Below are 24491 nucleotides of genomic sequence, written 5' to 3'. Positions count from 1 at the left end.
GACCTCGCCGCACGGTGGGAGCCGTTCGGCCGCGTCGTACGTCCTAGCGGCACGAATCGATCGAGTGCAAGGTAGTCGCGTGAAACAGACGAAAGCGGGCCGCGCCTATGGCTTGGCTGCGTTTTGCTTCGCGGCGGCTGCGGTGTTCGGAGTCCTGGGTGGCCTGGAACTGTGGCACATCCACTCCTTGAGGCTCCGCGGCGAGGTCGTTCTCGGTCACGTCGTGGCCTCCGACATCCCTGAATGCGTGGGAGGTCGCGGCGGCTGTTCCCACCCTCGCCGCGACTGGATCGAGGTGGAGTACGTGACGCTGGCCGGGCAGAAGCTCCGGCACAAGACGACGGGCGGGATCCGTGACAGCGCGACAGTCGGCAGCTGGATCGAGGTGAGATACGACCGTGAGAACCCGCAGCTCGTTCAGGACGCGTACTCGCCCCTGGGCTACACGGTTCCGCTTGCCGTCTCTGGCGGTTTCACAGCCCTGTTCCTCGTCTTCGCCGCGCTCCTAATGCGTAAACGCCGCCGAGATGACTAGCGGCACGGATCGCTGGGACGATAGCCGTCGATGAGTGGTGACGTTGGCCGAGCTTGAGTTGGTCTACGCGAGCGGGGTCATCTGGGCGGTGGTTCTGATCGCCTTTGCCTTCGTCTTCGTCGCCTACACGGACGGTACGTGATTTCTCGGCATGGGCCTCAGCCTCGGTGGCGAGCGCTTGGCGTCTGGGACGCTTCGCGAAGGGGACGAACGTGAGCTTGAGGACCTGGCCGTCCGGCTAGCTCAGCAACCCGTAGTAGTGCGATTTACGGCCACGCGCACGGACGCAGGCGGTTGTGCGACGACGTTGCCGTGGGAGAACCCCGGCCCAGGCCACGGAAAGTTTCGCTTCATGTTCCCAGTGCCGGACGCCGCATAGAGCCCGCCGTCAACCGCTCGGCGGCTGGGCGGGAGGATAGGGCCGTGGATTGGGCTAGGCGGCAGGCGGGGGCGCTGCTGGGGCTGGGGTTGGGCGGCGGGGTGGTTTGGGCGGCCGTGGTGGGGTTGTCGATGCCGAGTTGGTTCGAGCCGGACGAGAGTTGTGCGCGCAAGTTTCCTGATGTCAGGGATGTTTCGGAGATTCGGACCAGCTGGTTCCCGCCTTCGGCGAGTTGTGTGTACGGGGACGATGTCCGCGAGTACATGTCGACCACCCGTTCGGTGATTCTGACTGTCGTCGGCGTACTTCTGCTGGGCCTCATCGTGGTCGGCCTGATCCGGACCGTGCGTCGTCGCGACAGCGGCGACGGATCGGTCAGTACGGCCGACGGCACCGACCTTGCGCTGCGGCGGCGTTCACATCTGATGTTCGGGGCCCTAGGCATCGGCGGCGTACTCGTCGTACTGACGTTCGTGGGCTGGGTCGCGATCGTGTTCGGGGCGCTGCCCGGGACCGCACTGTTCGCCGTCGCAGCGCTCGTCGGCCTGAGCGCGTTCGGCACGCTGCTGGACCGGCGCCTCGGTCCGCTGCCGACCACTGCTCGCGCGTCCCGCCGGCGCGGAACGGTCGCCGGCCTCACGACGTTCGCCATGGTCCTCGCAGCAAACGTCGCCTTCGTCTGGGCCTACGTTCCGCTCTCCTGGCTCTGGGCGGTCCTGCTAGGCGCTATCACCTACGCCGTCGTCGCCGCCGCCCAATGGTCGCGCGTCCGCGTTGCTGAGGTCAGGTAGTACAGGCCGCCGGCGACGAGGGAGCCGGAGAGCCAGGAGAAGTCTGTGTTGTTCATGGCGATGGCGATCGGGCCTTGCATGACCGGGACGAGGCCGTACTGCCAGCTCCAGCCGGCGACCAGCCCGAGACCGAGGCTGATCAGGGCGCGCGCGTTCCATTGCCCGTACGGTGATTTGGCTGCGCGTGCGTACAAGCCAGGGATGTCGAGCCGGCCGCGTCGCACGACGAGATAGTCGACCGCGACGATCGCGGCCCAGGGGCTGATCCAGACCAGGATCGAAACCATCCAGTTGTCGAAGGCGTGGCCGAAACTGTCGGCGCGGACGAAGATCACCAGGACGGCGGACGCGACGGTCCCGGCTATCAGGGTGAGCTTCCAGCGCGCGATGTCGACACCGATCGACAAGGCGGCCAACGAGCAGGAGTAGAGGTTCAGGATGTTCGTCGCGATCGGTCCGTGCATGATGAGCAGCAGTACCGGGACGGCCATCACGCCGAACGCGTTGATCACCAGGGCCGAAGGATCGCTGCCGGTTCCGGCGCTGGCCAGGCAGGCACCGAGGGCCGCCAGCCACACCGTCGGGAGGTACATGCCCAGCGCGGAGGCCCAGAAGACCGAGCGGCTGGAGGCTTCCGGCCTGACGAAGCGGCTGTAGTCGGCGGAATACGGCAGCCAGGTGATGCCCCAGCCGACCCCGATCGCGGTCGTCAGCTGCGTCATCGCCGTGAACTTCTCGGCAGGCGTCTCCGCGGTGGCTGCCGTCCAATGCAGGTCAGCGCTGCTCAACGCGAGGACCGTCATCGCCGCCATCACCAGCACGGTCAGCGGGACGGTCCACTTCTCGAACGTACGGATCGCATAGAACCCGTACAGCGCCAGCCCGAGCTGGGCGAGCATGATCACCGCGGCCACCAGGTACTCGAGCCCGACGCCGCCGGTGATCCCGATCTTGGCGAGGACAGCAAGCGCCAGGTCGAGCACGACCCAGGTGTTCACGCCGACCCAGGCCATCGTCAGCAGGCACTGGACCACGCCGGGAACGATCGCGCCGCGGCGGCCGAACGGCGCCCGGCCGAGCACCATCTGGTTGACCGCGGTCCGATGCCCGATGACGTTCAGCAGGCCGAACAGCGAGCAGCCGAGGACATTGCCGATGGCAACGACGAGCAGGGTCTCCAGCAGGCTCAGGCCAAGTGTGATGCCGAGGGCGCCGAGCACCCAGTTGATCGGGGCGAGGTTGGCGCCGGCCCAGATCCAGAACTGTTCCCGCGGGCTGGAGTCCCGGGCCTCCGGCGGGATCGGGGCGACGCCGTGGGCGTCGAACGGAACTGCCTCGGCTGGTGCGGGTGTGGTCATGACGGCCTCCCAGGGGAACAAGTTGGCTCAGGGAACCAGCAGCGACCGCGCCGGGGCAGTAGGCAGATGTCTAGCGATTTGGAATCTCACTGGATATGTTCACAGCATGTTGAGTCTGGGAGCCCTGCTTGGCAACCCCGCGCTCGAGCTGCGGCTGCTGGTACCCGGGCCCGCGGGAGCTCTCGAGCGTGAGGCGTTATGGGTCCACAACACGGAGTTGCCGGACCCTTCGCCGTACGTGCGTGAGCGTGAGATCGTACTGACGAACGGCCTCTGGCTGCACGAGGCGACCGCGGACGCGTTCGTGACGAAGGTCCGCGGGATCGGTGCCGCCGGCATCGTCTTCGGCCTGCGTACGGAGACGCCGGTAACACCACCGGAGCTGATCGCGGCCTGCGAGCGCGAAGGGCTGCCGCTGGCCGAGATCTCCATCGAGGTCCCGTTCACCGCGGTGACCGAAGCCGCGTCCGCGATGCAGGCCGATCAGCGCCGCGACGCGCTGGTCGGCATGGTGCGGCGCGGCGACGCGCTGGCCTCGGCGATCTCCCACGGCGCCGGAGCGTCCGGCGTACTGGCCGTCCTGCGGCGCGAACACGACCTGCCGCTCGCGGTCGTCGACCGGATGGCCCGGCCGCTGGCGGCAGCGGGGGCCGAGTTGACGGCCCAGCAGCGCCGGATCGTGGCCGATGGGCTGGCTAGGCACCCGCCGCCACTCGAGGTGGATCTCGGTGGCGGGAAGGGGCGCGCGACGATCTTCCTGGTCGGCGCGGTCGGCGACACCGATGCCGCGCTGGTGTGCCTGCGGCAGGTGGGCGGTCTGAGCCGGCCGGAGCAGGACGCGCTCGATCAGGCGGCACGATTCCTCAGCCTCGAGGTGGCCAAACAGCAGGCGATCCAGGCGATCGAGCTGCGGTTCGCCAGCGAGTTGCTCGACATGATTCTGTCCGGCGCGCAGCGTGCGGCCGAGGTTCCGGACCGGCTGCGGGCGTTCGGCGTCGATCCGTCGGGGGAGCTGGTGGTGCTGACGATCGCCTTCGCGGCCGGGTCCGAGTCGACCGTACCCGGGCTCACCGAGACCGTCAGCGAGTTCTTTCTGCGCGAGAGCCTGGCGGTCGTGGTCGCGGGCGGCAGTCACGACGTGGTCGCCGTACTGCAGCGCCCGGGGCAGGACGTTGCGCGGCTGGCGGAGGCGTTGTGTTCAGCGGTGCGGAAGAGATTCCCGGAACGTTCACCGGTGGTCGGGTTCGGCGACATCGCGGCCTCGGCGGCGGAGTTGCGCCAGCCGCTGGTGCAGTCGCGCGAGGCGTGTCAGGTGCTGCGGCGCCGCGGGAACCAGGCGGTGGCGTCGTTCCGCCAGTTGGGTACGCATCGCCTGCTGCTCGGCCTGCAGGACTCGGCGACCCTGCGAGGCTTCGCGGACGGCGTGCTGGGGCCGCTGCGCGAGTACGACGGTCTCCGGGACGCCGACCTCGAGGCGACGCTGCGGGCGTTCCTGTCGAACGACGGGCAGTTCGGTGCGACCGCCTCCGCGCTGCACGTCCACGTGAACACGCTCCGGAACCGGTTGGCGAAGATCACCGAGCTGACCGGCCGCGACGTCGCCCGTACCGACGACCGGGTCGATCTCTACCTGGCGCTCGAAGCCGGCGACATGTCCCGGTCCCGCTAGGGCACGTCTCCCTAGCGCAGGACCTCGATCGCCAGGTCCGTCGGACCGTTGCCGTTGATGACGGTCAGGTCCTGCGGACAGGCAGAGACCACGACGGCGCAGTCGAGCTCCGCGCGGAAGGTGATCGAGTCACCCGGAGCCGTTGTTGCAGGCAACCAGTCCAGCGTGTCGCCGGCGACCACCGGTACCTGCATGAAGACGTTCACCGGCTGCGGTACGACCTCGACGCCGGCACCGAGCGCGGTCCGCAGATTGCGCGCGCAGGACGGGTGATCCGGCACCCCGAGCGCCGCGTAGCGAGCGTCGTCGCAAGCGGCGATCAGGAGGTCGTGGCGACCCGGCGAGGTGTCCTCGACCAGGGTCAGGATCGGCCTGCGATGATTCGTCACGAAGGACTCGCCGATGGCCGGGAACAGCCTGCTCGTCGAGGTCCGGGTGTGCGACGCGCTCAGATGCTCACCCGTAACGCCCGCGGGCCCCACCACGTACGCGAACAGATCCCCGACCTGCTGGCCCTCGACGTCGACGACCCGTACCAGGTCGCCACGCCCGACCCGCACGACGCGGCCGGTCCGCGCGGGCACGAGGGTACGGAGAACGGTCCCGCTCCTGTCTGTCATGCCTCCAGCCAACCAGGCTGTCCCGCGCGGTTCAGTGGCGGATTCTCCACCATCGGCGTCGATTGTTGTAGATCGGTCCATCGCCCAGCGGCGTACTCCGATGCTGAAGTGGTGTGCATGGAGCAGACAACGACTCGCGTTCACCCCGCCCTGGAGCCGGCCCGGATCGGCGGTATCGACCTTGCCAATCGCCTGGCCGTGGCGCCGATGACCCGGGTCTCCGCCACGCCCCGCGGTGTCCCGACCGCCGAGATGGCTGACTACTACGCGGAGTTCGCGGCCGGCGGGTTCGGGCTGCTGATCACCGAAGGTACGTACCCGGACGCGGCGTACAGCCAGGGCTACCTCAACCAGCCGGGTCTCAGCACGGCAGAACAAGCCGAAGGCTGGCGTGTGGTGACCGACCGGGTGCACGAGGCCGGCGCGAAGATCGTCGCGCAGCTGATGCACGCCGGGGCCTTGTCGCAGGGCAATCCGCACCGCCAGGGCCTTGCCGGGCCGTCGGCCGTGCAGCCGCTCGGCCAGATGATGCCTGAGTACGGCGGCAGCGGTCCGTGGCCGGTGCCGCACGAGCTCTCGGTCGGGGAGATCGGCGAGATCGTCGACGGCTTCGCCGCCGCCGCGGTGCGCGCGCACGCCGCCGGTTTCGACGGCGTCGAGATCCATGGCGCGAACGGCTATCTGCTGGACCAGTTCCTGACCTTGTACACGAACCAGCGCAGCGACAATTACGGCGGACCGGTCACGAACCGGATCCGGCTGACCGTCGAGATCGCGGCGGCGGTGGTGGCCGCGACACCGGCGGACTTCGTCGTCGGCGTACGGCTGTCGCAGACGAAGGTGAACGACTTCGAGTACCGCTGGCCGGGTGGCGCGTACGACGCCGAACTCATCTTCTCGGCGTTGGGTGGCACCGGGATCGACTACCTGCACATCGCCAGCGAGGGGCGCAACTGGCTGGAGACCGCCCGCCTGCAAGGCGGTCAGACGATCACCGGCCTGGCGCGCCGGATCGGCGGCCTGCCGGTGATCGCCAACGGCGGCATGCACGAGTCCGCGCAGGCGGAGCGGGTGCTGACCGACGGTCACGCCGATCTGTTGTCCGTAGGTCATGGCGCGCTGGCGAACCCGGACCTGCCGCGCCGGCTGGCGGCCGGCGAGCCGCTCGAGAACTTCGACCGGACGATGCTGGAGCCGTCGGTGACGTTGGCCAACGCGAAGCAGTGGCAGACTGGTCGGTCATGACGGAGTCGACCTGGCATGGCGGGGCGGCAGCCGTCGCCACGCTCACCTTCGACGTGGATGCCGAGACACCGATTCTGGCGGCCGGCCGCCAGTACGCCGGTCACCTGATGACGATGTCCCATCAGGCGTACGGCCCGGATGTCGGCGTTCCGCGGATCCTGGAGCTGCTGGCGGAGCTCGGCGTACCGGCGACGTTCTTCGTACCGGGCTGGGTGGCCGAGCAGCGACCGGGGCTCGCGGCAACGATCGTCGAGCACGGGCACGAGGTCGCGCATCATTCGTACAGTCATCGTGCGCCGACGTCGATGAACGCGGTGGAGGAGCGCGCTGACTTCGAGCGCGCTTTAGAGGTCTTTGATGCCCAGGGCATCGAAATCAAGGGGCATCGGGCGGCGTTGTGGGAGGCCACGCAGACCACACTCGATCTGGTTGCGGCCCACGGGTTGACGTACGACTCGTCGCTGATGGGTGACGATCGGCCGTACGTCCTCGGTGTCGACGGCCGGCGGATCGTGGAGCTGCCGGTGCACTGGTCGCTGGACGACTGGGAGCAGTACGCGTTCCTGCCGTCGCCACAGATCGGGACGGTCATCGAGTCGCCGCGCAAGGTACTGGAGATGTGGCAGGCCGAGCTGGACGCGATGCGGCACTACCGCTGCCTGTTCAACCTGTGCATGCACCCGTTCCTCACCGGCCGTCCGAGCCGGCTGCTGGCGCTGCGTGAACTCATCGAGTTCGCGCACTCCCGTGGCGACGTTCACTTCACCCGCTGCCGCGACCTGGCCGACGCCACCCACGCCGACCTCAGCCTCGAGGAGCGCGTTCCGCCTGCAGTCACCGCGGATCCGGTGGTTTACCCGGACTGACCGTGGTGCACGTCACTGGCCGTGGGTGTCACTCGCGCCGGGCCGGCGACATCTGGTGGTCAAGGAAACCAAGTCGGAGAAAGAAGGAGCTATGAGCAAGGTCTGGTTCGTCACCGGTTCGTCGCGCGGTCTGGGTCGTGAGTTCGTGGAGGCTGCGCTGTCGCGCGGCGACCAGGTCGCTGCGACCGCCCGGAACGCCGCAAGCCTCGACGATCTCGTCACCAAGTACGGCGACGCGGTACTGCCGCTCGCGATGGACGTGACCGACAAGGATGCCGTCCGCGCGAGCGTCGACCGGGCGAAGGAGCACTTCGGCCGCCTGGACGTGATTGTCAACAACGCCGGCTACGCACAGATCGGTGCCGTGGAAGAGCTGACCGAGAAGCAGTTGCGCGACCAGATGGAGACCAACCTGTTCGGGGCGGTCTGGGTCGTACAGGCCGCGTTGCCGCACCTGCGTGCGCAGGGATCCGGGCACATCTTCCAGCTGTCCTCGGCCGCGGGCCTGATGGCGATGCCGCTCGGCGGCGCGTACCACGCCTCGAAGTGGGCCCTCGAAGGCCTGAACGAGGCGCTCGCACAAGAGGTCGCGGAGTTCGGCATCAAGGTCACCATCATCGAGCCGGGCGGCTACGCCACGCGCGGCGGCAAGAACCCCGATCCGCTGAACAACGGCTTCCTGGCCGAGCCGAACCCGGCCTACGCCGCACTGCGCGAACGCCTGTCCGGTGCCATGGGCAAACAACCGGCCGGCGACCCGGCCGCCGCCGCCGAGGTCCTCCTCGAACTGGCCGACACGGACAACCCACCCCTACGCATCCTCTTCGGCCAAGGCTTCCAGCCCATGCTGGAAAAGGTCTACGCCACCCGCCTCCAAACCTGGACCGACACCCAAGCCCTCTCCCGCCGAGCCCAAGGCACCACCGAATAACCAACTCTCGTGTCCTCTGTGGGTCCGGAGAGCTGGCTATCCGCTCGCGTCGAGGGTTCTGTACCGATACGCGAGCGAAGAACCCTCCAGGCCAATGGCCCCCTGGTGACGCAGGTCTGGGCGTGCTGTTTCAGGTCTTCGTCGAGTCGTGGATTGTGGCGGCGAAATCCGGCCGATCGCGGCCACGATCCACGACTCGACGATCCGGGGTCCAGCCAAACGCCACGGCTCGGCGCCAGGGGCAGAGGCAGGGCGTGAGGCAGGAGCAGGCTCGAAGTCACGGCCAGCTGTCGCGCTGCCCGGGATCAGGGTGATCAGCACCCACACGTCGGGCAGAAGAGCCAAACAACCCTCCGTCGTCCATGCCGATCCCGCGATCCCGCGCACAGCAGCGGATACTGTTGGTGATGGTGCTGCTACTTCGGGTTTGCGATAGGAGACGCGCTTGTCCGAGCTGAGAGGTCGTCGCGGCAGTGACGACCCGGGCGCGGGCGACACCGCGGAGGAACAGTCTCGCGAAGCCGGGCAGTTGGAGCATGAGGTGTCCAGGCGGCCGGACAGCGTCGACCGGCGACAGCTGACAAGCCGTGACGCTGACGGGCGAGGTGGACCTCATGAGGCGACACCCCCGTTGACTCCACGCGAGAGGCTGGAGCAGCGGCTGGATGAGATGTACTGGCCGGGCTACTCCCGCGGGGCACCGGCTGAGCGACCCGACGCCCCAACCGATCGACAGTCCGCCGCCGATGTCTCTCGGACTCCGGCGAACAAGCAAGAGGATTCGCGGTCACTCGGTCAACTTCAGCCGAGGGAAGCGCGGCCCCCGGGGGCTGGCCCACCTGACGACGACGACCGTCAGCCCTCACACCCACTGACACCTCGCGAAAAGCTCGAGCAGCGGCTCGACGAGATGTACTGGCCTGGGTACTCCAAATGGTCCTCAGCCCAACCGCGCGATGACGAGCCGGCCGGCCGAGCGCCGGTCGATGTACCCCCGGCCCCAGCAAAGACGCCGGTACCCGATCGACCCAACCCGGACGACCCACTCACCCCCCAATCACCAGAACCTCAGGCCAACACGCCTGCCGACGACAACCCACCGAACGCCGCTCCCCAGCCCACCTCCCGCGACGCGGATTCGGCCGATCTGATTGAGTCGCCGGACGGGCGAGGCTCAGCCGGGGGCTTGCGTGACGAGGCAGCCAGAGACGCGTTGCCGGAAGACGATGGCGGTACGTCCGCATCAGGTGGTGCCGACGAAATGGGCGATCGCGACATTGCCGTCCCGCCTGTTTCCGACCGGTCGCCGGCACGCGGAGAGGGGGCCGGGGCCGCGGAGCAGGAGTCGGTCGTCAATAGCGGCCGAGCTGCTGAGAGCACGTCGTTCGAGCCGAACGACGTTGCCGCTGGCATCGATTCGGAACAGGCGGCGGACGCCGGCACCGACGAGGCGGACGAACTGCAGCACGAGTTCATCGAAGATTCCACCCCGGAAGAGATGGCCCAGTACCGCCGGATCCGGGAGGCCGACGACCTGGACGCCCTCGCGGACCACAGCGGGATGCCGCGCGAGGTCATCGAAGAGGCCAAACAACACCTCTTTCAACACCAACACGACGTGGCGATCGGCCCAGGCGATGTCCGGCACGGATACTTCACTCCGGCCGCGCTGTACGGCGATCTGTGGGAGAAAGTCGCCTCCGGCGCGGAGCTGACCGACAAGAATCGAGCGGAGTTCTGGTCGCTGCTGGCGCACGAGTACGTTGAGTCCAAGCTGATGGCGGCTGGACTGCCGTATCTGTCGCCGGACCCTCGGGCGTGGGACGAGTACGGGATGCCAGATCCTTCACCGGACTACCCATCGGCGCACAACACTGCGCCGCCGAGTACTCGCTCGTCGAGGACGGACCTGCTGATTCTCTGGGGTTCGGTGCTGGAAATACCGCGGAACAACTTGCAGGTGGCAGAGGACCTGTTGAATCTTGACGAAGTGGTACGCGTGGCGAAGAGAGGGCTGGGCCTGTGACTGATGTTGCAGCGTGCGAGAGACTGCTGACGCGGCTGGCGGCCGCGAACTGGGACAACTCCGAGGCCGAGTTGCGGCACTCGAAGTCGCGAGGCTTGCTCACCCTTGAGTATCTGCGCCGGATGGCAGTCTGGGCTGATGCGCTTGGTGTGCCGGGAAAGTGGCCGTTCTTCGACCTGGCGGTGGTGTTCGATCCGTCGGTCGGGACCGATGCAGTCTGGTTGCAGCGCTTGGAGACCCAGGTTGGACGCGAGCTGGGGACCCTGACCGAACAGGTGCTCACCGATATGTTCCGGTGGGCATCGCTCGGCGCCCGTCCCAAGGATCGATTTCCTGACTTCGACGATCCGTACGAGCCGATGGTGCAGGTGTTCGAGCGCGGCGGCGAGATCTATCCCGGCCACGGCTTCATCGAGCTCCTGGCTGCCCCGGTTCCGTACCGCCGCATCACCGATCGCTTGGCGCAACCACCGTTCCCGATCGACGCCGCAACTCTGGAAGAGGCGGACGAGAACGAGCGAATCAGAACCGAGGAAGGACTGGACCGCCAAGCCGCAAAGCGTGCTCAGCAATCGCAAGAGGGGAGATAACACCAGCCTGCTCGTCCCCGAGGCACGAAGGGCATCGAGCGCGAGCCGACAGGTCCTCAGTGCCTCGGAGGAGGACCAGCACCGTCAAACCGAGGAAGTACAGAAGGGTCTTGGCTTGTGATGGACACGGCGGCGTGCCGTGTCACGTGGGCTCTTGGCAGCTGAGTACCTGCGCCGAACGGCGGTCTGGGCCGATGCCCTGGCCGTGCGGGGAAAGTGGCCGATGTTCGATCTGGCCGTGATGCTCGATCCGGCGGTGGTAAGCGACGCGGTCTGGCAGCAGCGGCTCTACCGTGAGCTCGAGTTCTACGGCGGCTCAGTGCCCTTCCGCAGTATTGCCGAGCGGCTGACCCAAGCCCCGTTCCCGATCGACACTGCAACCTTGGAAGAGGTGGACGAAAAGGAGCAGATCAGGACCGAGGAAGCAATGGCACGCCGCTCCGAGCAAGCGTCCGCTGAGATGCAGCCGCCGGCCCAACAGGCGTAGAACTCATCGGGCTGCCGCACCGCAGATGTTTCAGCGCTTCTCCGGGGCGTGGCCGCGGACGGCTTCGGGTGCGAAGCGGGACGCGGAGTTGGCCATCTTGAGGCGCGCAGCCTCTGCGAGGTCGACGTTCAGGACATCGGCCAGTCGGACGAGGTAGAGCAGTACGTCGGCCAACTCCTCGCCGGCGCGTCTGCGGAGATGTTCCTCGCGAGCACGCTCAGCTGCGGCGTCGGCCGGCAGCCATTGAAAGAGTTCGGCGAGTTCACCGACCTCGCCGACGAGGGCCAGGATCAGGGACTTCGGGTCGTGGAACTGGGCCCAGTCCCGTTCCTCGGTGAATGCGCGCATGCGGTCGCGTAGTTCGATCAGGTCGGACACGCCGCGAGCATGACACGGATCGTACGCGCGCTGCTTGCTGGGTAGAGTTTGAGGCGCGGCCCGACGGGCTTCCGCCGAACGTCAGCGTTCACAGGACATGCCCCCACCCGCACGACCTTGTTTCGTGCTGCCTGGGGACTTCACTCGTGACGCTGTTCCGCCAATCCGGCGCTGGGTTCGTGATGCTGACGCTCGAGCAGCAGTTCGAACTGAGGATCGCCGAGCAAATGCGCTTCCACACCGGCCGTCGTGCGGCACCGGCGGAGGTGAGGTCGTGGGAGCGGAGCCTGCCGGTCCTCGCCCAGGATCTCGAGCAGGCAGGCCTCGGCAAGGTCGAAGTACTCGTCGAACATCACCTGCCGCTCACCTCGAAGCGCGCCGACGTCGTACTGGCCGGGCGTCACCCGCGAACCGGCGGACCGTCGTACGTCGTTGTCGAGCTCAAGCAGTGGAGCCGGGCCGCCGCGTGGGAGGACGACCGGGAACTCGTTCTGATCGACGGTTACTCGGATGCTCCCAGGCTGCACCCGGTCGCGCAGGTTCGCGGATACTGCGACTATCTGGCCGACTTCACCAAGTTCCTGGACGGGCAGTCCGATGCGGTTGCAGGCGCGGCCTACCTGCACAACGCGATGGCTGAAGCGGATGTTCGGGATCTGTACGACTATCCCCAGGACAGTCGCGGACAACTGTTCACCGGCGCACGCCGCCACGACTTCATCGAGTTCCTTCGCTCCAGGCTCGACCCTGACGTTCCAGGGAGCCCGTACGCCGACCAGTTGATCAACTCTGCGGTTGCACCGTCGAAGCAACTGCTTGCTGTAGCCGCGGACGAGGTGCAGCGAAGAGAACAGTTTGTTCTGGTAGCTGAGCAGAAGCTGGCGCATTCGCTGGTGGTTCACGAGGTCGAGCGTGCACGGCGCCGAGACCGGAAGTCGGTCGTGATCGTCACGGGAGGTCCGGGCAGCGGTAAGAGTGTGATCGCCTTGTCCCTTCTCGGGCACTTGGCTCGTCAGGGACGAAGTGTTCTCCATGCGACGGGCTCGCGATCCTTCACGCTGACGCTCCGTGGCGTTGCCGGCAAGCGAGCGCCTCGCGTCGAGAAGATGTTCAAGTACTTCCACCAGTTCATGGAAGCCGAGCCCAACGATCTGGACGTGCTGATCCTGGATGAGGCGCACCGCATCCGGCAGACGTCGGTCTCGCGGTTCACGCCGGCGTCACTCCGGATCGGCCGCCAACAGGTCGACGAACTGATCGCGGCTGCCCGGGTGCCGGTATTCCTGCTCGACAAGCACCAGGTCGTGAAACCTGGCGAGGTCGGCACGCCGGAAGAGATCAGCCGGTACGCCGCTGCTCACGGCTTCGACGTACATCGGGTCGACCTGGATGCTCAGTTCCGTTGTGGTGGCAGCGAGGAATACGTTCAGTGGGTCCAGCGCCTACTGGGCCTGGCAGACGGCGAACCGACCGATTGGCCGGGCGATCCGGCATTCGAGGTTCGAGTTGCCGACAGCCCCGAAGCCATGGAGGCATTTCTCAGGGGGAAGCTCGCCGCCGGCTACGGCGCGCGGATGTCCGCGGGTTACTGCTGGCCGTGGAGCAAGCCGCGCGCCGACAAGACGCTCGTCGAAGACGTTCAGATCAGCGGTTGGGCGCGACCCTGGAACGTCAATTCGGACCGCAAGGTCGGGGATTATCCGCCGGCGGCGCTCTGGGCAACCGACCCGAACGGGTTCGGTCAGGTGGGCTGCATCTACACAGCGCAGGGCTTCGAATACGACTGGAGCGGGGTCATCCTTGGCCCTGACCTCGTCTGGCGTGACGGTCGCTTCACCACTGTTCGCGACGCCAACAAGGATCCCGTCTTCAAGAATCGGAAGATCACCGACGATGCGGCGTTCGACAGCCTGATTCGCAACACCTACAAGGTTCTGCTGACCCGCGGCATGACCGGCACCGTGCTCTACTCCGTCGATCCAGAGACCCGGGACGCGCTCCATCAACTGGTCAGTTCTGCAGACTGACAGCAGAGCGTCTGAGCGCCGGGAGCTCAGTGCACCTCAGACCACAACCGAAGAGCGCTGTTCTGCTTTTGGTGGGGTTAGGGGATTGTGATTACTAGTTTGCCTCGGGGGTGGCCGGTGGTTAGGTGGTGGAGGGCTTTGGGGGTTTCTTCGAGGGGGTATTGGCGGTCTATGGCGGGGTAGACCTTTCCGGATTCGAGGAGTGGGGTCAGGTCCAGGAGGAGTTGGTGTTTCTCGGAGTTGACGAAGGTGCCCAGTCGCTGGCGGACGAACGGGGAGAGCAGGATCGCGCGGAGTTGGCGGTCGCTGCCGCCGAGGAGCTTGCCGGGGGACTCGCCGCCCATGATGACGAGGGTTCCGGTCGGCGTGAGGGTGTGGCGCAGGCGTGACAGGGCGGTGTTTCCGGCGATGTCGAGAATCACGTCGTACTGGTGTCCGAGAGCTGTGAAGTCCTGTTGGGTGTAGTCGATGACGTGGTCGGCGCCGAGGGAGCGGACGAGGCCGAGTTTGGTGGTGCTGCACACCGCCGTGACCTCCGCGCCGTACACCTTCGCCAGTTGGACCGCGTAGCTGCCGACGCCGCCGGACGCGCCGGTGATCAGGACCTTGTCGCCGGAACGGACCCGCCCGTGGTCGCGAACCCCTTGCAGCGCGGTCATCGCGGAGATGGGCACGGCCGCGGCCTGCTCGAAGCTGAGATGCGGCGGCTTGGGGGCGAGCTTCGCCTCGCTGACCCGGGCGAACTCCGCGAACGTGCCGTGCCCCAGGCCGAACACCTCGTCGCCGATCCCGAACCTGGTGACGTTCTTGCCGACCGCTACGACGACGCCGGCGACATCCATACCGGGCACGGGATTCTTCGGTGCGCGAACGCCGTAGCCTGCGAGCCGGATCGGGTACGGCAGGCCGGTGACCATGTGCCACACGCCACGATCCATGCCGGCCGCTCGGACCCGGACCAGTACCTCGGTGTCGCCGATCGTCGGCATGTCGATGTCCCGGAGCGCGAGAACCTCCGCCGAGCCGTAGTGCTTCTGCGTGATTGCCAACATGCTGTTTCGCCCTGCTGTCACACCGGTTGTGGCTGGGCCGGGTGCACCGGTCGCGCAGGTGCGAATCCCTTGGCGATCAGCCAGATCGGCATCAGGACGAACTCGAACAGACCTCCAGGGATCAGGAGCAGTTGCCCGGCTCCTGCGCCCATGTCGAGTGCGCCGAGAAGATCAAGCGGCACCCCGGCTGTGAGCAGGAAGTACCCAAGAAAGCCCAGGGCGGCGATGGGCCGGGGAACCAGCCCGGACGTCAGCAACAAGTACGTCAGGATCAATCCGCCGATGCCCGTCGGAATGTAGACCCAGAGCAGGTGATTGGGAACGACGCCGGTGGTCATCCGTGCGCGGTCGGTGTTGCCGTCCACGAAGGCCTGGATCAAGGATGTGCCGAACACGGCAGTGATCATTTGGACAGCGAACAGAATTCCAACAGCGATCGCAATTCTTCTTCTGGACATGGCAACATCCCCCCGTGCTCACCGTGCGCCTACTTCGGCCGGATGTCCAGGTGTGGGGTCCGGTCGAGAAATCAGGACTTGTGGGGGAGGCCGATTTCGGTGCGCCAGGCTGCGTGTAATGCGGTGAGGTGTTCGGCGAGGTCTGGTTCGGCTGTGTAATGGTTGGATTTTTCGGCGAGATCGGTGCCGAGGTTTGTCAGGAACCAGCCGTCGCCCATCGGCGCGTGTTCGTAGTCGCGGAGGTGGGTGGTTTGTGGGCTGGTGGGATCTACCCAGGAGAGTTTCCACTCACCTTCGCGGACGGCCCATTGGAAGCCGCAGTCCCAGTGCAGGGCGGTGTGGGCGTCGGCTGATTCGCCTCGTAGCAAGGGAAGTAGGTCGAGGCCGTCGGATCGGGTCTGGCCGCCGGCTGCGGCGAGGAGGGTCGGCACCAGGTCGAGTGTGCTGACGAGGGCGTCGTTGTTCTCGCCTGCTTGTACTTCTCCGGGCCAGCGCCAGAGCATGGGTACGCGGATACCGCCTTCCCAGACGGTGTACTTCGTACCGCGCAGGGGAGTGTTGTCGGCGAAGTTGCAGGTCGAGCCACCGTTGTCGGTGGTGTAGACGACGATCGTCTCCCCGGCTGTTCCGGTGCTGTCGAGGAGATCGAGCAGTCTGCCGATCTCGGCGTCCATCAGCTCGAGTTGGGCTAGGTAGTACTCGCGCCCGTACGGGAGGTTCGGCACGATCACGTCGTCGTACCACTCCATGTACGAGCGGCCCGAGTCCGGCTGCCAGTCGTTGTAGCTCGGCAGCCCGCGCTTGGCCAGTTCCTCTTCGGGGAGTTGCCAGCAGAAGTTGTGTACGGCGTTGAAGGCGACCATGCAGAAGTACGGGCGTTCGTCGTCGGCCGCGATGAACTCCGCGGCGTTCCGACCGAGCTCGCTGGTCAGGAAGCCTTCGTACTCGACCGGTTCGTCACCGGACAGCAGGGGCTGGACGGCCATGTAGCGCGCGGCGTCGGGGCCGTACTCGCTCTGCGACTGCTCGGAGTGGTGCAGGTAGTTGAGGCGCCCGAGCGACTGGCCGGCCAGACCGTACAGAGTGGTCTCGAACCCGTGCCGCGGCGGGCAAGCGCGGTCGCCGACGTTCTCGGAACCGTAGTGGACCTTGCCGAAGTACCCCGTTCGGTAGCCGCGATCCTGCAGCAGTTCGGCGAGGCTGGGTACGTCGTCCGGCGCGAAGCTCGCGGAGTCGAACCACCGACCGCCCCAGCGCTGCTGGTACTGCCCGGAGATGATCCCGGCCCGGGACGGGCTGCAGATCGGCGCCGTCACGTACGCACTCGTACAGCTCGTGCCCTCGGCCGCCAACCGGTCCAGCGCGGGTGTCCGAACGTCCGGTTGATGACCGAGCGCACTGCGGTCGGCGTACCCGTGGTCGTCCGACACGATCAACAGGATGTTCGGCGCCGCCATCGCAATCTCCCAATGCATTGGTTGTTTAGCTGCGAAACCTCATACTTCCGAACATTTTTGCGCACCGCAAGCGTCATGGAAGTGGCGGAACTCTGGCGGAACTTGTAGGTTGGCGCCTATGGCATCACGGCAGATCCCGGTCGGCTGGACGTCCGCGTACCCGCGCCGGCACCGCGCCGAGCGACTTGCCGACGAGTTGCGCGAGCAGATCCTGGACGGGAAGTTCGCTGACGGCCGGCGGCTCGACGAGGGCGAGCTCGTCGCCCGGCACGAGGCCTCGCGCAACACCGTTCGGGAGGCCCTGGAGCTGTTGCGCCGCGAAGGCCTGGTCGAGCGCAAGCGTGGCGCGGGAACGACCGTCCGTACGCCGAAGTACGGGCATGGCCTGGACAGGCTGTCCGGTCTCGCGGAGGCGTTGGCCGGGTACGGTACGGTCCGCAACCAGGTGCTGTCCGCAGAACGGTTGCCTGAGGCACCCAAAAGCGTCTCCGATCAGCTGAGTCTCGCGCCGGCATCCGGCGTCGTCCGGCTGGAGCGGGTGCGGTACGTCAACGACGAGCCGTTGTCGTACGACATCTCCTACCTACCCGTCGATGTCGGAGAACCCTTGCTGGGTGAGGATCTGGCTAACAACGACGTGTTCGGTCTGATCGAGCGGACCACCGGTCAACCACTGGGCCGCGCCGAGCTGACAGTGCATGCAACCAACGCCGAGCCGGACGTCGCCGCCAAGCTCGCACTCGCGCCTGGGGCCGCAGTGTTCACCGTCGAACGGCTGACCCGGCTCAGCGACGATCGGCCGGTCGACTCCGAGCTCCTGCAGATCCGGGCGGACCGGTTCGCGTTCGAAGCGGTCGTTCATCGGGACCGCCGTACGGGCGAATCTGGCAAGGGAGCTGAATGGGTGACCTGACACCACTGGCCGGGGCCCTCCTCGCACTCCTGGGCCTGGCCGGCGGGATCGGTATCACCGCGATCGGCCCTGGCGGCGTACTGCCCACAGTCGGACTGGTCGCGCTCTCCACGCTCAGCCCGGCGCAAGTGGCCGGTACGTCGATCGTGACCCACGTGGCGACCGGAGCCCTCGGAACCGCGGCCTACCTGCGATCCGGCGAACTGCGCGTGCCGCAGACCCGGAGGACGGCCTGGCTGCTCGCCGTCACCGCACTGATCGGAACGGTGATCGGCATCAGGATCAACGCGGCCCTGTCACCGCGATGGTTCAGCGCATTGCTCGGCGTACTGGTCGCCGTGGTCGCGGCCCTGGTGCTGATCCGCAACCGAGCTGTTGGAGGCGCCCACAAACACCCGCCGCTGCCTGTCGTGCTCGCGATCGGCCTCTTCGTTGCCGTGGTGGCAGGAATCATCGGCATCGGAGGCCCTATGCTCACGGTCCCGCTGCTGGTCGCTGCCGGATGCGAGGTGCTGGAGGCGCTGGCGGTCGCCCAGGCGCAGTCGGTGGTCATCGCGACCGTCGGGACAATCGGCTATCTCGCCCAGGGCAGCATCGACTGGCCGGTCGCCGTACTGATCGGTGTTCCCGAGCTCGCGGGCGTCCTCATCGGCTGGCGGATCGCGCGCGCTCTGCCCACCCGAATTCTCAGAAACACGATGGTTGTCGCGCTGTTCGCCCTCGCGCCGTACCTGGCGTTTCGCTGAGTCCCCCGAGTCCGTGCGGGTCGTGAATTGCAGTGTGCAATGCTTGCGGCGACGAAGTGTGGAGGCGTGGATGGGTTTGCCGCCGGTGAGTTGGGATTCTCTCCTGCGCAGCTGGCAGGTTGCGCCGGTTTGGCTCACGGTCGCTGTGGTGCTCGCGGCCGGTTACACGGCTCTGCGTATCCGGGCTCAGGGGCGTTCGAGCGTCCATCCGTGGCGCGTGGTGTCGTTCGTCAGCGGTTGCGCGCTGCTGTGGGTCTGCGTCGCGTCCGGGATCGGCAGTTATTCCATGGCCGTGTTCTGGGTGCACATGGTGCTGCACCTGCTGCTCATCATGGTGGTCCCCGCGCTGCTTGTTCTCGGGCATCCGATCACAGTCGTGCTCGAGTCGCTCCCTGCTGACCGCCAGGCCAGGGCGCGACGTCTGGTGGGCTCGCGGCCGGTCGGCGTCCTCACCCACCCTGCGGTCGGGTTGGGGATCTACTCGCTGGTGATCGTCGCGACCCATCTGACGGGCTTCATGGATCAGATGGCGATGCACACCTGGTTGATGCCGGCCGAGCAGGTCCTGTACGTCGTCGCCGGCTATTGGTTGTTCCTGCCGCTCCTGGGAGAGGAGCCGACTCGCGTCCCGACCGGGTACTTGTTGCGGTTCGTACTGTTCCTGATCGCGATGCTGCCGGACACCGTCGTCGGCATCGTGCTGCTGCAGGCCACGCGTGATCCGTTCCCGATGATGATGGGGATGCGTCCGGCCTGGGCTCCGGACCCGTTGACGGATGTCCACACTGCCGGCGGACTGATGTGGGCGGCCGGTGACGGGATCATGATGTTCATCGCGGTCGGGCTGATGATCAGCGTCGTGACGTCACCCGCCAAGCGCGAGCGGATGACCGGCCGTTGGCTGGATTCGGTACGCCGGACGGTGATCACGAACGAGGTCGGCGCCGACCCCACGAAGCCGCTCGATCCCGACAGCGACGAGGCGTACGAGGCGTACAACCGCATGCTGCAACGACTCAACACCGATCAGCACGACAGCTCGGAGCACCGGTCGTAGGTGCGCCCCGCGATATTCGGCCGGCTGATTCTCTGGACGTTCCGGTCTAGCAGGGTCACACTGCCTGCAGGAATCGATCGCGGCTGGGGGCGGGCGTGGAGACAATCGCGGTACACGCGAAGCGTGGGGAGTTACAGCGCAATCTTGTCATCGCTGGGGTGTTCGTCGTGCTGGGCGTCTGGATAACGGTCGACGGGCATGTGCTGGCGGGACCGTTCTGCGTCGTCGTCTTCGGGCTCGGGGCAGTTGTCTACTTCCGCCGGATGCGGGCCGACGGGATGCTGTTCGAGCTGACTCCGGAGGGTTTGCGGCCGTCCATCGGTGGCATCGTGCCGTGGCGAGACATCGAGGTCGCGGGTGTTGGTGTTGGCCCGAGGTCCCTGGGAGTGGTGGGCATTCGGTTGTCCGACTACACGGCGTATGCGCGCTCCCTTCCGCCGGACAAGGCGCAGTGGAAGTGGGCGGCGATCTGGGCCAAGACGCGCATCGTGGCCCGGCCGACGCCGGCCGACCTGGCCGGCATGTCCATGAACTGGGCGCTTCTCACCGAGAAGGAGCAGGACCTGGCCGGCCTGCTGATCTGGAATCGGAAGAAGTACGGCGGGCTCGACATCTTCTGGGTCGAGCGGATGCTCCCGGACCCGTCGCAGGTTGTCATCGGCCAGATCCTCGACTACCAAGCGAAGGTCCTGAGTCGCTGAGGCGTCACGTGTTGCGGCCGGCGCCGGGTTCGGTGGGGAGGCGTACGGCGTTGGTGACGTACGAGATGGCGTGGTACCAGCCGGCGACGAGGAGGAGGTCGAGGACTGCCTCCTCGTCGAGGTGGGCGCGCAGGTCCTGCCATTGCTCGTCGTCGAGGTCGCTGTGGTGGTGGAGCGCGTCCACGGCCCGGATCACGGCGCGGTCCGCGGGGTCGGTCCAGCAGGGGTCAGTGTGGTTGCCGGTGGCAAGCGAATGCTGTTGGGACGGTGTCAGGTTCGCGCGTTCGGCGAAGACGTCGAGATGGATGGCCAGTTCGTACTCGGCTCCGCACAGCGCGGTCGTTCGGTCGATCGCGAGTTCTCGGTGGCGCAGTGACAGGGCTGATCGGCGCGAGAGGTAGTAGCTGCCCCACCCGTGGATCCCGTGTGCCCGATCAGGGCGTCTGGCCAGCAGGCGGAACAGCGCGATCGGCGGGCCGAGCTCCTCGATCGCGACCGCCGACGCCTCGTCGAACGGCGCCTCGAGCGGTGCGATCCGCGATCCTGCGGCGAGCGGGTCTGGATGCATGCACTCCAGACTAGATCGCGCGCTTCGAAAAGAGAAGCAAAAGATCAGCGCAGGCGGACGACGTACTTCCCGGCTCCGGTTCCGGTCGCGAGTCGTTGGTGGGCCTCCGGCGCCGCGGTGAGGCCGTCCAGAACGATCGGATGTACGGCGAGACGTCCAGCAGCGAGATGGTCGACGACTCGGGCGATTGCCCCGCGTACGCGGGCCGGGTCCGAGGCTGAGAGTGCTGCCAGGCTGAAGCCGCCGACTGCGGCGTTGCCGCCGTACAAGCGGCCGGTCGCAGGCAGTTGGCCGAGCTCCCCGCCACCGGCATTGCCGAACAGGATGATCCGTCCAGCGGGCCGCAAGATCTCCAGATCGGCGTCGAGGGACGCTGTACCTTGCGGATCGAAGACGACGTCGACGCCGCCGGGAACTGCGTGGCGGACGCTGTCGACGAGGCCGGCATCGCGGACGTGCGCGCTGTCGTAGCCGGCTTGCAGGGCCGACTCCAGGCGCGCGGTCGAGCCGACGATGCCGATCAGGGTGACGTCGCCGACGAGGCGCGCGAGGGGTGCGATCGCCGCGCCGACGGCGCCCGAGGCGCTGTGGACGGCGATCACGTCGTGCGCCTGGATCCGCGCGTAGTCGTGGACGAGGAGCTCGGCGGTGGTGAGTGCACCTGGGACCACCGCGGCGACCGCGGGGTCGAGGCCGTCGGGGAAAGGTGCCACCAGGCCGGCGTCGGCGATCGCCACCTCCGCGAGCCCACCCGCGTTCGTCAATGCCACAACGCGATCGCCAGGTCCGGCGTGCTTGACCTCAGCGCCGACGGCAATCACCTCGCCCGCGACCTCGAGGCCGGGGATGTGTGGCCAGGTAGGCGCATAGCCGGGGTCGCCGCGGCGGGCCATCACGTCCTTGAAGTTGATTCCGGCGTACTGCACCGCGATCGCGACCTGCCCCGGCCCGGGTGCCGGCCGATCGACGGTCGCGACCCTGGTCGTGGCCGCATCGGCGGCCGGGCCGTCGAAGACCAGCGCCTGCATCTGCTCACCCACTGCGATCTCCTTCGATAGCTGGCGAAGGAGATTCACGGTAGCATGACCTTCGACAATCATCGAAGGAGATCCGGTGCCGGCCAATCCTCGCCCTGAACTCAGCCATCCAGGGATCGACGACCTCTCGTTGGTCGGGGTCCTGCACGCCCTCGCCGACCCGACCCGGCTGACGATCGTCGGCACCCTGACCCGCGAGGCCGACGGCCGCGCCTGCGGTACGTTCCCCGTGAACGTCGCCCCCTCCACCTTGAGCCACCACTTCAAGGTCCTCCGCGAGGCCGGCGTCATCCGCCAGGAAGAGCGCGGCAACCGCCGCTGGACCTGGCTCCGCACCGCCGAACTGGAGACCCGGTTCCCCGGCCTCCTGCAGGCCGTGACCGATGAAGGTCAGTGCATGTAAAGACCGCCGTCGATGTTGAGGGTCTGGCCGGTGATGTAGCCGGCGTCTTCGGTACTGAGAAAGGCGATGGCGGAGGCGATGTCGTGGGGGTCGCCGATGCGGTTGACGAGGAGGTCGGCGGCCATCGCGGCCCGGCGATCCGGGGTCAGCGGGCCGCCCATGATGTCGGTGTCGATCGGGCCTGGGGCGATGGCGTTCACCGTGATCCCGTACGAGCCGAGCTCGCGGGCCAGGGCCCGGGTCAGGCCGATGACGCCCGCTTTGGCCACGGAGTACGGCGTTTTGCTGTACGTACCACCGCCCCGCTGCGCCGACGTCGACGAGACGCTGACGATCCGGCCGTACTCATGGCGGACCATGCTCTCCGCGACCCGCCGGGTGACGTAATGGACGCCGTTCAGGTTGATGTTAATGACCCGGTGCCACTCGTCGGAGGTCAGTTCGAGGTACGGGACCGGCGAGCTGACACCGGCGATGTTGGCCAGGGCAGCGAGCGGCGGCAGCGCGGCCTCCAGCTCGTCGATCGCCGTACGGACCTGGGCCTCGTCCGCGACATCGGCCGCCACGGCCCAAGTCTTCACGTTGTACTGCGTGGTGATCTCGGAGGCGAGCGCCTGGCCGCCGGCGAAATCGATGTCGAGGACGCCGATGTTCCACCCGCGTTCGGCGAGTAGCAGGGCGGTCGCGCGACCGATGCCGCGCGGTGACGCCGCGCCGGTCACCACTGCGGTGCGGTTCACTTCGCGGCTCCGTAGTCCTGGCCGGGTTTCCAGTCGCTGAAGGCGTAGTCGGCGTCGGTGACCTTGGCGCCGGCCGCCTTCGCCTTCTGCAGGGCCTTGGCGCGGTCGGCGGAGTTCGCGTCGCTGAGCTTCTTCAGCTCACCCTTCAGGTCCTTGATCGATCCGCCCAGATAGCCCTGGACGATGTTGCCGACGTGCGGGGTGATCGGCTTGCGGAGCGCGTCGACGCTCGCCTGGGCGGGGTTCTTCACGATCGCCTGCGGCATCTGGAACACGTTCGTCTTGCAGTACTCGACACCCTTCTTGTACGCGTCGATCGCCTTCGACGACGCGACCAGGTCCAGGTTGAGCGGCGGCTGGTCCATCGCCTCGATCATCCCGGTCTGGTAGTCGTCGGACATGAACGAGGCGATCAGCTTGCCGGCCGCGTCCGGGTTCTTGCTGTTCGCGGAGACGAAGTACCCCGACGAGGGGCGGCCGCGGTAGCACCAGGCGTCCATCCTGGACGACGGCACCAGGACCTTGCCGGAGGCAAGCTTGTCGACGATCGCCGGCGACAGCGCCTTCGATCCGCCCGCGCACCAGATGCCGTCGATGAAGACGCCGACCGCACCGGACGCGAACCGGGTGCGGGCGTCGACGACCCCGAAGTTGTTCGACCCGGGCATGATCAGCTTGGCATCGTTCAGTTCCTTGAGGAACTCGATCACGGTCATGTAGGCCTCGTGGTGATACGCGTACTCACCGGTGGCGAACTGCAGGCCCTGGTACCCGGGGAAGCCGGCGGTCTGCGCCATGTCGTCGACCTGGTCCCGGATCCGCCCGCCGTCCGCGCCGATCGCCAGCGTGAGCGGCTGGACGCCGGCCGACTTCAGCTTCTCCAACGCCTCCTTGAACGACGGGTAGTCCGTGGGGACGTTGTTCGGATCGAGACCTGCCTTGGTGAAGTGGTCCTTGTTCACCCAGACCAGCGTCGAGCTCTGCCGGAAGCTGAACAGCGGGAACCCGTAGAGCTTCCCGCCGAGCTGCGTGATGCCCTCGGTGAACGCATCCTTGGGCAGCTTGGACTTCACGTCGGCCGGAAGCGTCAGCTCGTGTACCCACTTGCCGCTCACCAGCGCCGGCAACGGCAGACCGATCACGTTCGAGTAGACGTCCGGCATCTTGTCGGCCTGGTGGGCGAGCTGGAACGCCTGCGGTGCCTTGGACGCGTCGTAGTACGTGTGCGTGACGTTGGTCTTCAGCGTCGGCGACTCGCTCTTCGCCCAGGCGTCGTTGAGATGCTGGAACGAACTGAAGTGATCCCACCAGTCCAGCGTCCCGGTGGCGCCGGCGCTCGCGCCGCCGGTCTTGGTACTGCTCGAGTTGCCGCATCCGGTCGCGGCGCCGGCGACGGCGAGTAGCGATGCGCCGAGCAGACTGCGACGTGTCATTCCGGACATGTTCGACTCCTTCGG

General features: G+C 67.1%; 25 protein-coding genes. 15 read left to right on the top strand and 10 right to left on the bottom strand.

Annotated features, from left to right (window positions below; translation table 11 throughout):
- Positions 1 to 79: 79 nt before the first annotated feature.
- Positions 80 to 535: a DUF3592 domain-containing protein gene (locus ACGFI6_RS28665; protein ID WP_393123900.1), complete on the top strand. Its 456-nt coding sequence runs from the start codon at positions 80 to 82 to the stop codon at positions 533 to 535.
- 615 nt (positions 536 to 1150) lie between these two features.
- Positions 1151 to 1705: a hypothetical protein gene (locus ACGFI6_RS28660; protein WP_393123898.1), complete on the top strand. Its 555-nt coding sequence runs from the start codon at positions 1151 to 1153 to the stop codon at positions 1703 to 1705.
- On the opposite strand, the gene ACGFI6_RS28655 is transcribed toward ACGFI6_RS28660, so the two are convergent.
- The gene (locus ACGFI6_RS28655; protein WP_393123896.1) at positions 1648 to 3063 is read right to left on the bottom strand and encodes a cytosine permease; all 1416 of its coding nucleotides are present in this window, start codon (positions 3061 to 3063) and stop codon (positions 1648 to 1650) included. The two genes, ACGFI6_RS28660 and ACGFI6_RS28655, sit on opposite strands and share 58 nt — an antisense overlap.
- 106 nt (positions 3064 to 3169) lie before the next feature.
- Here ACGFI6_RS28655 and ACGFI6_RS28650 point away from each other — a divergent pair, with 106 nt between their 5' ends.
- Entirely contained in the window at positions 3170 to 4732 is a 1563-nt protein-coding gene (locus tag ACGFI6_RS28650; RefSeq protein ID WP_393123894.1) for a PucR family transcriptional regulator, read from the top strand.
- 11 nt (positions 4733 to 4743) lie between these two features.
- Here the strand turns inward: ACGFI6_RS28650 and ACGFI6_RS28645 are convergent, their stop codons facing one another.
- Positions 4744 to 5352: a DUF1989 domain-containing protein gene (locus ACGFI6_RS28645; protein WP_393123892.1), complete on the bottom strand. Its 609-nt coding sequence runs from the start codon at positions 5350 to 5352 to the stop codon at positions 4744 to 4746.
- A 117-nt stretch (positions 5353 to 5469) separates the two neighbouring features.
- Here ACGFI6_RS28645 and ACGFI6_RS28640 point away from each other — a divergent pair, with 117 nt between their 5' ends.
- The 6 genes from ACGFI6_RS28640 to ACGFI6_RS28615 all read left to right on the top strand — a co-directional run bounded on the left by ACGFI6_RS28640 (position 5470) and on the right by ACGFI6_RS28615 (position 11497).
- Positions 5470 to 6597 (top strand): alkene reductase, encoded by a 1128-nt coding sequence (locus tag ACGFI6_RS28640; RefSeq protein ID WP_393123890.1) that lies wholly within the window; start codon positions 5470 to 5472, stop codon positions 6595 to 6597.
- Positions 6594 to 7463 carry a polysaccharide deacetylase gene (locus ACGFI6_RS28635; RefSeq protein WP_393123888.1) on the top strand — a complete coding sequence of 290 codons (870 nt, stop codon included), beginning with the start codon at positions 6594 to 6596 and terminating at the stop codon, positions 7461 to 7463. Before ACGFI6_RS28640 ends, ACGFI6_RS28635 begins: the two co-directional genes overlap by 4 nt.
- A gap of 91 nt (positions 7464 to 7554) precedes the next feature.
- Entirely contained in the window at positions 7555 to 8394 is an 840-nt protein-coding gene (locus tag ACGFI6_RS28630) for an SDR family NAD(P)-dependent oxidoreductase (protein ID WP_393123886.1), read from the top strand.
- A 1186-nt stretch (positions 8395 to 9580) separates the two neighbouring features.
- Positions 9581 to 10420 (top strand): hypothetical protein, encoded by an 840-nt coding sequence (locus ACGFI6_RS28625; RefSeq protein ID WP_393123884.1) that lies wholly within the window; start codon positions 9581 to 9583, stop codon positions 10418 to 10420.
- Positions 10417 to 11010, top strand: coding sequence for a hypothetical protein (locus ACGFI6_RS28620; RefSeq protein ID WP_393123882.1), 594 nt, complete (start codon positions 10417 to 10419; stop codon positions 11008 to 11010). The genes ACGFI6_RS28625 and ACGFI6_RS28620 overlap by 4 nt, the downstream gene beginning before the upstream one ends.
- A gap of 154 nt (positions 11011 to 11164) precedes the next feature.
- The gene (locus ACGFI6_RS28615) at positions 11165 to 11497 is read left to right on the top strand and encodes a hypothetical protein (protein WP_393123880.1); all 333 of its coding nucleotides are present in this window, start codon (positions 11165 to 11167) and stop codon (positions 11495 to 11497) included.
- A 30-nt stretch (positions 11498 to 11527) separates the two neighbouring features.
- Here ACGFI6_RS28615 and ACGFI6_RS28610 read toward each other — a convergent pair whose 3' ends face one another.
- Positions 11528 to 11875, bottom strand: a complete 348-nt coding sequence (locus tag ACGFI6_RS28610) for a nucleotide pyrophosphohydrolase (RefSeq protein WP_393123878.1) — start codon at positions 11873 to 11875, stop codon at positions 11528 to 11530.
- A 146-nt stretch (positions 11876 to 12021) separates the two neighbouring features.
- Between ACGFI6_RS28610 and ACGFI6_RS28605 the strand changes: the two genes are divergently transcribed.
- The gene (locus ACGFI6_RS28605; RefSeq protein ID WP_393123876.1) at positions 12022 to 13902 is read left to right on the top strand and encodes a DNA/RNA helicase domain-containing protein; all 1881 of its coding nucleotides are present in this window, start codon (positions 12022 to 12024) and stop codon (positions 13900 to 13902) included.
- Between the two features lie 77 nt (positions 13903 to 13979).
- Here the strand turns inward: ACGFI6_RS28605 and ACGFI6_RS28600 are convergent, their stop codons facing one another.
- The 3 genes from ACGFI6_RS28600 to ACGFI6_RS28590 all read right to left on the bottom strand — a co-directional run bounded on the left by ACGFI6_RS28600 (position 13980) and on the right by ACGFI6_RS28590 (position 16869).
- A complete protein-coding gene (locus tag ACGFI6_RS28600) occupies positions 13980 to 14954 on the bottom strand; it encodes an NAD(P)-dependent alcohol dehydrogenase (RefSeq protein WP_393123874.1) in 975 nt (324 codons plus the stop codon).
- Positions 14955 to 14971: 17 nt separating this feature from the next.
- Complete coding sequence (locus tag ACGFI6_RS28595) at positions 14972 to 15412, bottom strand: DUF4386 family protein (RefSeq protein ID WP_393123872.1); 441 nt, start codon at positions 15410 to 15412, stop codon at positions 14972 to 14974.
- Positions 15413 to 15483: 71 nt separating this feature from the next.
- Positions 15484 to 16869 carry a sulfatase gene (locus ACGFI6_RS28590; protein WP_393123870.1) on the bottom strand — a complete coding sequence of 462 codons (1386 nt, stop codon included), beginning with the start codon at positions 16867 to 16869 and terminating at the stop codon, positions 15484 to 15486.
- 118 nt (positions 16870 to 16987) lie between these two features.
- On the opposite strand from ACGFI6_RS28590, the gene ACGFI6_RS28585 reads away from it, so the two are divergent.
- From ACGFI6_RS28585 to ACGFI6_RS28570, 4 genes are all read left to right on the top strand, one after another.
- The gene (locus tag ACGFI6_RS28585) at positions 16988 to 17782 is read left to right on the top strand and encodes a GntR family transcriptional regulator (protein WP_393123868.1); all 795 of its coding nucleotides are present in this window, start codon (positions 16988 to 16990) and stop codon (positions 17780 to 17782) included.
- A complete protein-coding gene (locus tag ACGFI6_RS28580) occupies positions 17770 to 18528 on the top strand; it encodes a sulfite exporter TauE/SafE family protein (protein WP_393123866.1) in 759 nt (252 codons plus the stop codon). The genes ACGFI6_RS28585 and ACGFI6_RS28580 overlap by 13 nt, the downstream gene beginning before the upstream one ends.
- A gap of 85 nt (positions 18529 to 18613) precedes the next feature.
- A complete protein-coding gene (locus ACGFI6_RS28575) occupies positions 18614 to 19585 on the top strand; it encodes a cytochrome c oxidase assembly protein (protein ID WP_393123864.1) in 972 nt (323 codons plus the stop codon).
- Between the two features lie 158 nt (positions 19586 to 19743).
- Positions 19744 to 20286, top strand: a complete 543-nt coding sequence (locus tag ACGFI6_RS28570; protein WP_393123862.1) for a hypothetical protein — start codon at positions 19744 to 19746, stop codon at positions 20284 to 20286.
- Between the two features lie 4 nt (positions 20287 to 20290).
- Here ACGFI6_RS28570 and ACGFI6_RS28565 read toward each other — a convergent pair whose 3' ends face one another.
- Positions 20291 to 20854, bottom strand: a complete 564-nt coding sequence (locus tag ACGFI6_RS28565; RefSeq protein ID WP_393123860.1) for a carboxymuconolactone decarboxylase family protein — start codon at positions 20852 to 20854, stop codon at positions 20291 to 20293.
- A gap of 44 nt (positions 20855 to 20898) precedes the next feature.
- Positions 20899 to 21894, bottom strand: a complete 996-nt coding sequence (locus ACGFI6_RS28560; protein ID WP_393123858.1) for a zinc-binding alcohol dehydrogenase family protein — start codon at positions 21892 to 21894, stop codon at positions 20899 to 20901.
- Between the two features lie 73 nt (positions 21895 to 21967).
- Here ACGFI6_RS28560 and ACGFI6_RS28555 point away from each other — a divergent pair, with 73 nt between their 5' ends.
- Positions 21968 to 22294 (top strand): ArsR/SmtB family transcription factor, encoded by a 327-nt coding sequence (locus ACGFI6_RS28555; RefSeq protein WP_393123856.1) that lies wholly within the window; start codon positions 21968 to 21970, stop codon positions 22292 to 22294.
- Here ACGFI6_RS28555 and ACGFI6_RS28550 read toward each other — a convergent pair.
- Both ACGFI6_RS28550 and ACGFI6_RS28545 read right to left on the bottom strand, forming a co-directional pair.
- Positions 22282 to 23034 carry an SDR family NAD(P)-dependent oxidoreductase gene (locus tag ACGFI6_RS28550; RefSeq protein ID WP_393123854.1) on the bottom strand — a complete coding sequence of 251 codons (753 nt, stop codon included), beginning with the start codon at positions 23032 to 23034 and terminating at the stop codon, positions 22282 to 22284. The genes ACGFI6_RS28555 and ACGFI6_RS28550 overlap by 13 nt on opposite strands.
- Positions 23031 to 24476, bottom strand: coding sequence for an ABC transporter substrate-binding protein (locus tag ACGFI6_RS28545; RefSeq protein WP_393123852.1), 1446 nt, complete (start codon positions 24474 to 24476; stop codon positions 23031 to 23033). The genes ACGFI6_RS28550 and ACGFI6_RS28545 overlap by 4 nt, the downstream gene beginning before the upstream one ends.
- Positions 24477 to 24491: the final 15 nt, after the last annotated feature.

It is taken from the genome of Kribbella sp. NPDC048928 (assembly GCF_043197975.1).
Lineage (GTDB): Bacteria > Actinomycetota > Actinomycetes > Propionibacteriales > Kribbellaceae > Kribbella.
Note: the sequence above shows the minus strand (reverse complement) of the source record. Positions and strands in the feature narration are given on the sequence as shown.

What these genes read in the sequence shown, in the direction of transcription:
- ACGFI6_RS28655 (WP_393123896.1), bottom strand. Translation starts at nt 3,063, where the DNA reads ATGACCACACCCGCACCAGCCGAGGCAGTTCCGTTCGACGCCCACGGC.
- ACGFI6_RS28650 (WP_393123894.1), top strand. Translation starts at nt 3,170, where the DNA reads ATGTTGAGTCTGGGAGCCCTGCTTGGCAACCCCGCGCTCGAGCTGCGG.
- ACGFI6_RS28645 (WP_393123892.1), bottom strand. Translation starts at nt 5,352, where the DNA reads ATGACAGACAGGAGCGGGACCGTTCTCCGTACCCTCGTGCCCGCGCGG.
- ACGFI6_RS28640 (WP_393123890.1), top strand. Translation starts at nt 5,470, where the DNA reads ATGGAGCAGACAACGACTCGCGTTCACCCCGCCCTGGAGCCGGCCCGG.
- ACGFI6_RS28635 (WP_393123888.1), top strand. Translation starts at nt 6,594, where the DNA reads ATGACGGAGTCGACCTGGCATGGCGGGGCGGCAGCCGTCGCCACGCTC.
- ACGFI6_RS28630 (WP_393123886.1), top strand. Translation starts at nt 7,555, where the DNA reads ATGAGCAAGGTCTGGTTCGTCACCGGTTCGTCGCGCGGTCTGGGTCGT.
- ACGFI6_RS28600 (WP_393123874.1), bottom strand. Translation starts at nt 14,954, where the DNA reads ATGTTGGCAATCACGCAGAAGCACTACGGCTCGGCGGAGGTTCTCGCG.
- ACGFI6_RS28595 (WP_393123872.1), bottom strand. Translation starts at nt 15,412, where the DNA reads ATGTCCAGAAGAAGAATTGCGATCGCTGTTGGAATTCTGTTCGCTGTC.
- ACGFI6_RS28590 (WP_393123870.1), bottom strand. Translation starts at nt 16,869, where the DNA reads ATGGCGGCGCCGAACATCCTGTTGATCGTGTCGGACGACCACGGGTAC.
- ACGFI6_RS28585 (WP_393123868.1), top strand. Translation starts at nt 16,988, where the DNA reads ATGGCATCACGGCAGATCCCGGTCGGCTGGACGTCCGCGTACCCGCGC.
- ACGFI6_RS28580 (WP_393123866.1), top strand. Translation starts at nt 17,770, where the DNA reads ATGGGTGACCTGACACCACTGGCCGGGGCCCTCCTCGCACTCCTGGGC.
- ACGFI6_RS28565 (WP_393123860.1), bottom strand. Translation starts at nt 20,854, where the DNA reads ATGCATCCAGACCCGCTCGCCGCAGGATCGCGGATCGCACCGCTCGAG.
- ACGFI6_RS28545 (WP_393123852.1), bottom strand. Translation starts at nt 24,476, where the DNA reads ATGTCCGGAATGACACGTCGCAGTCTGCTCGGCGCATCGCTACTCGCC.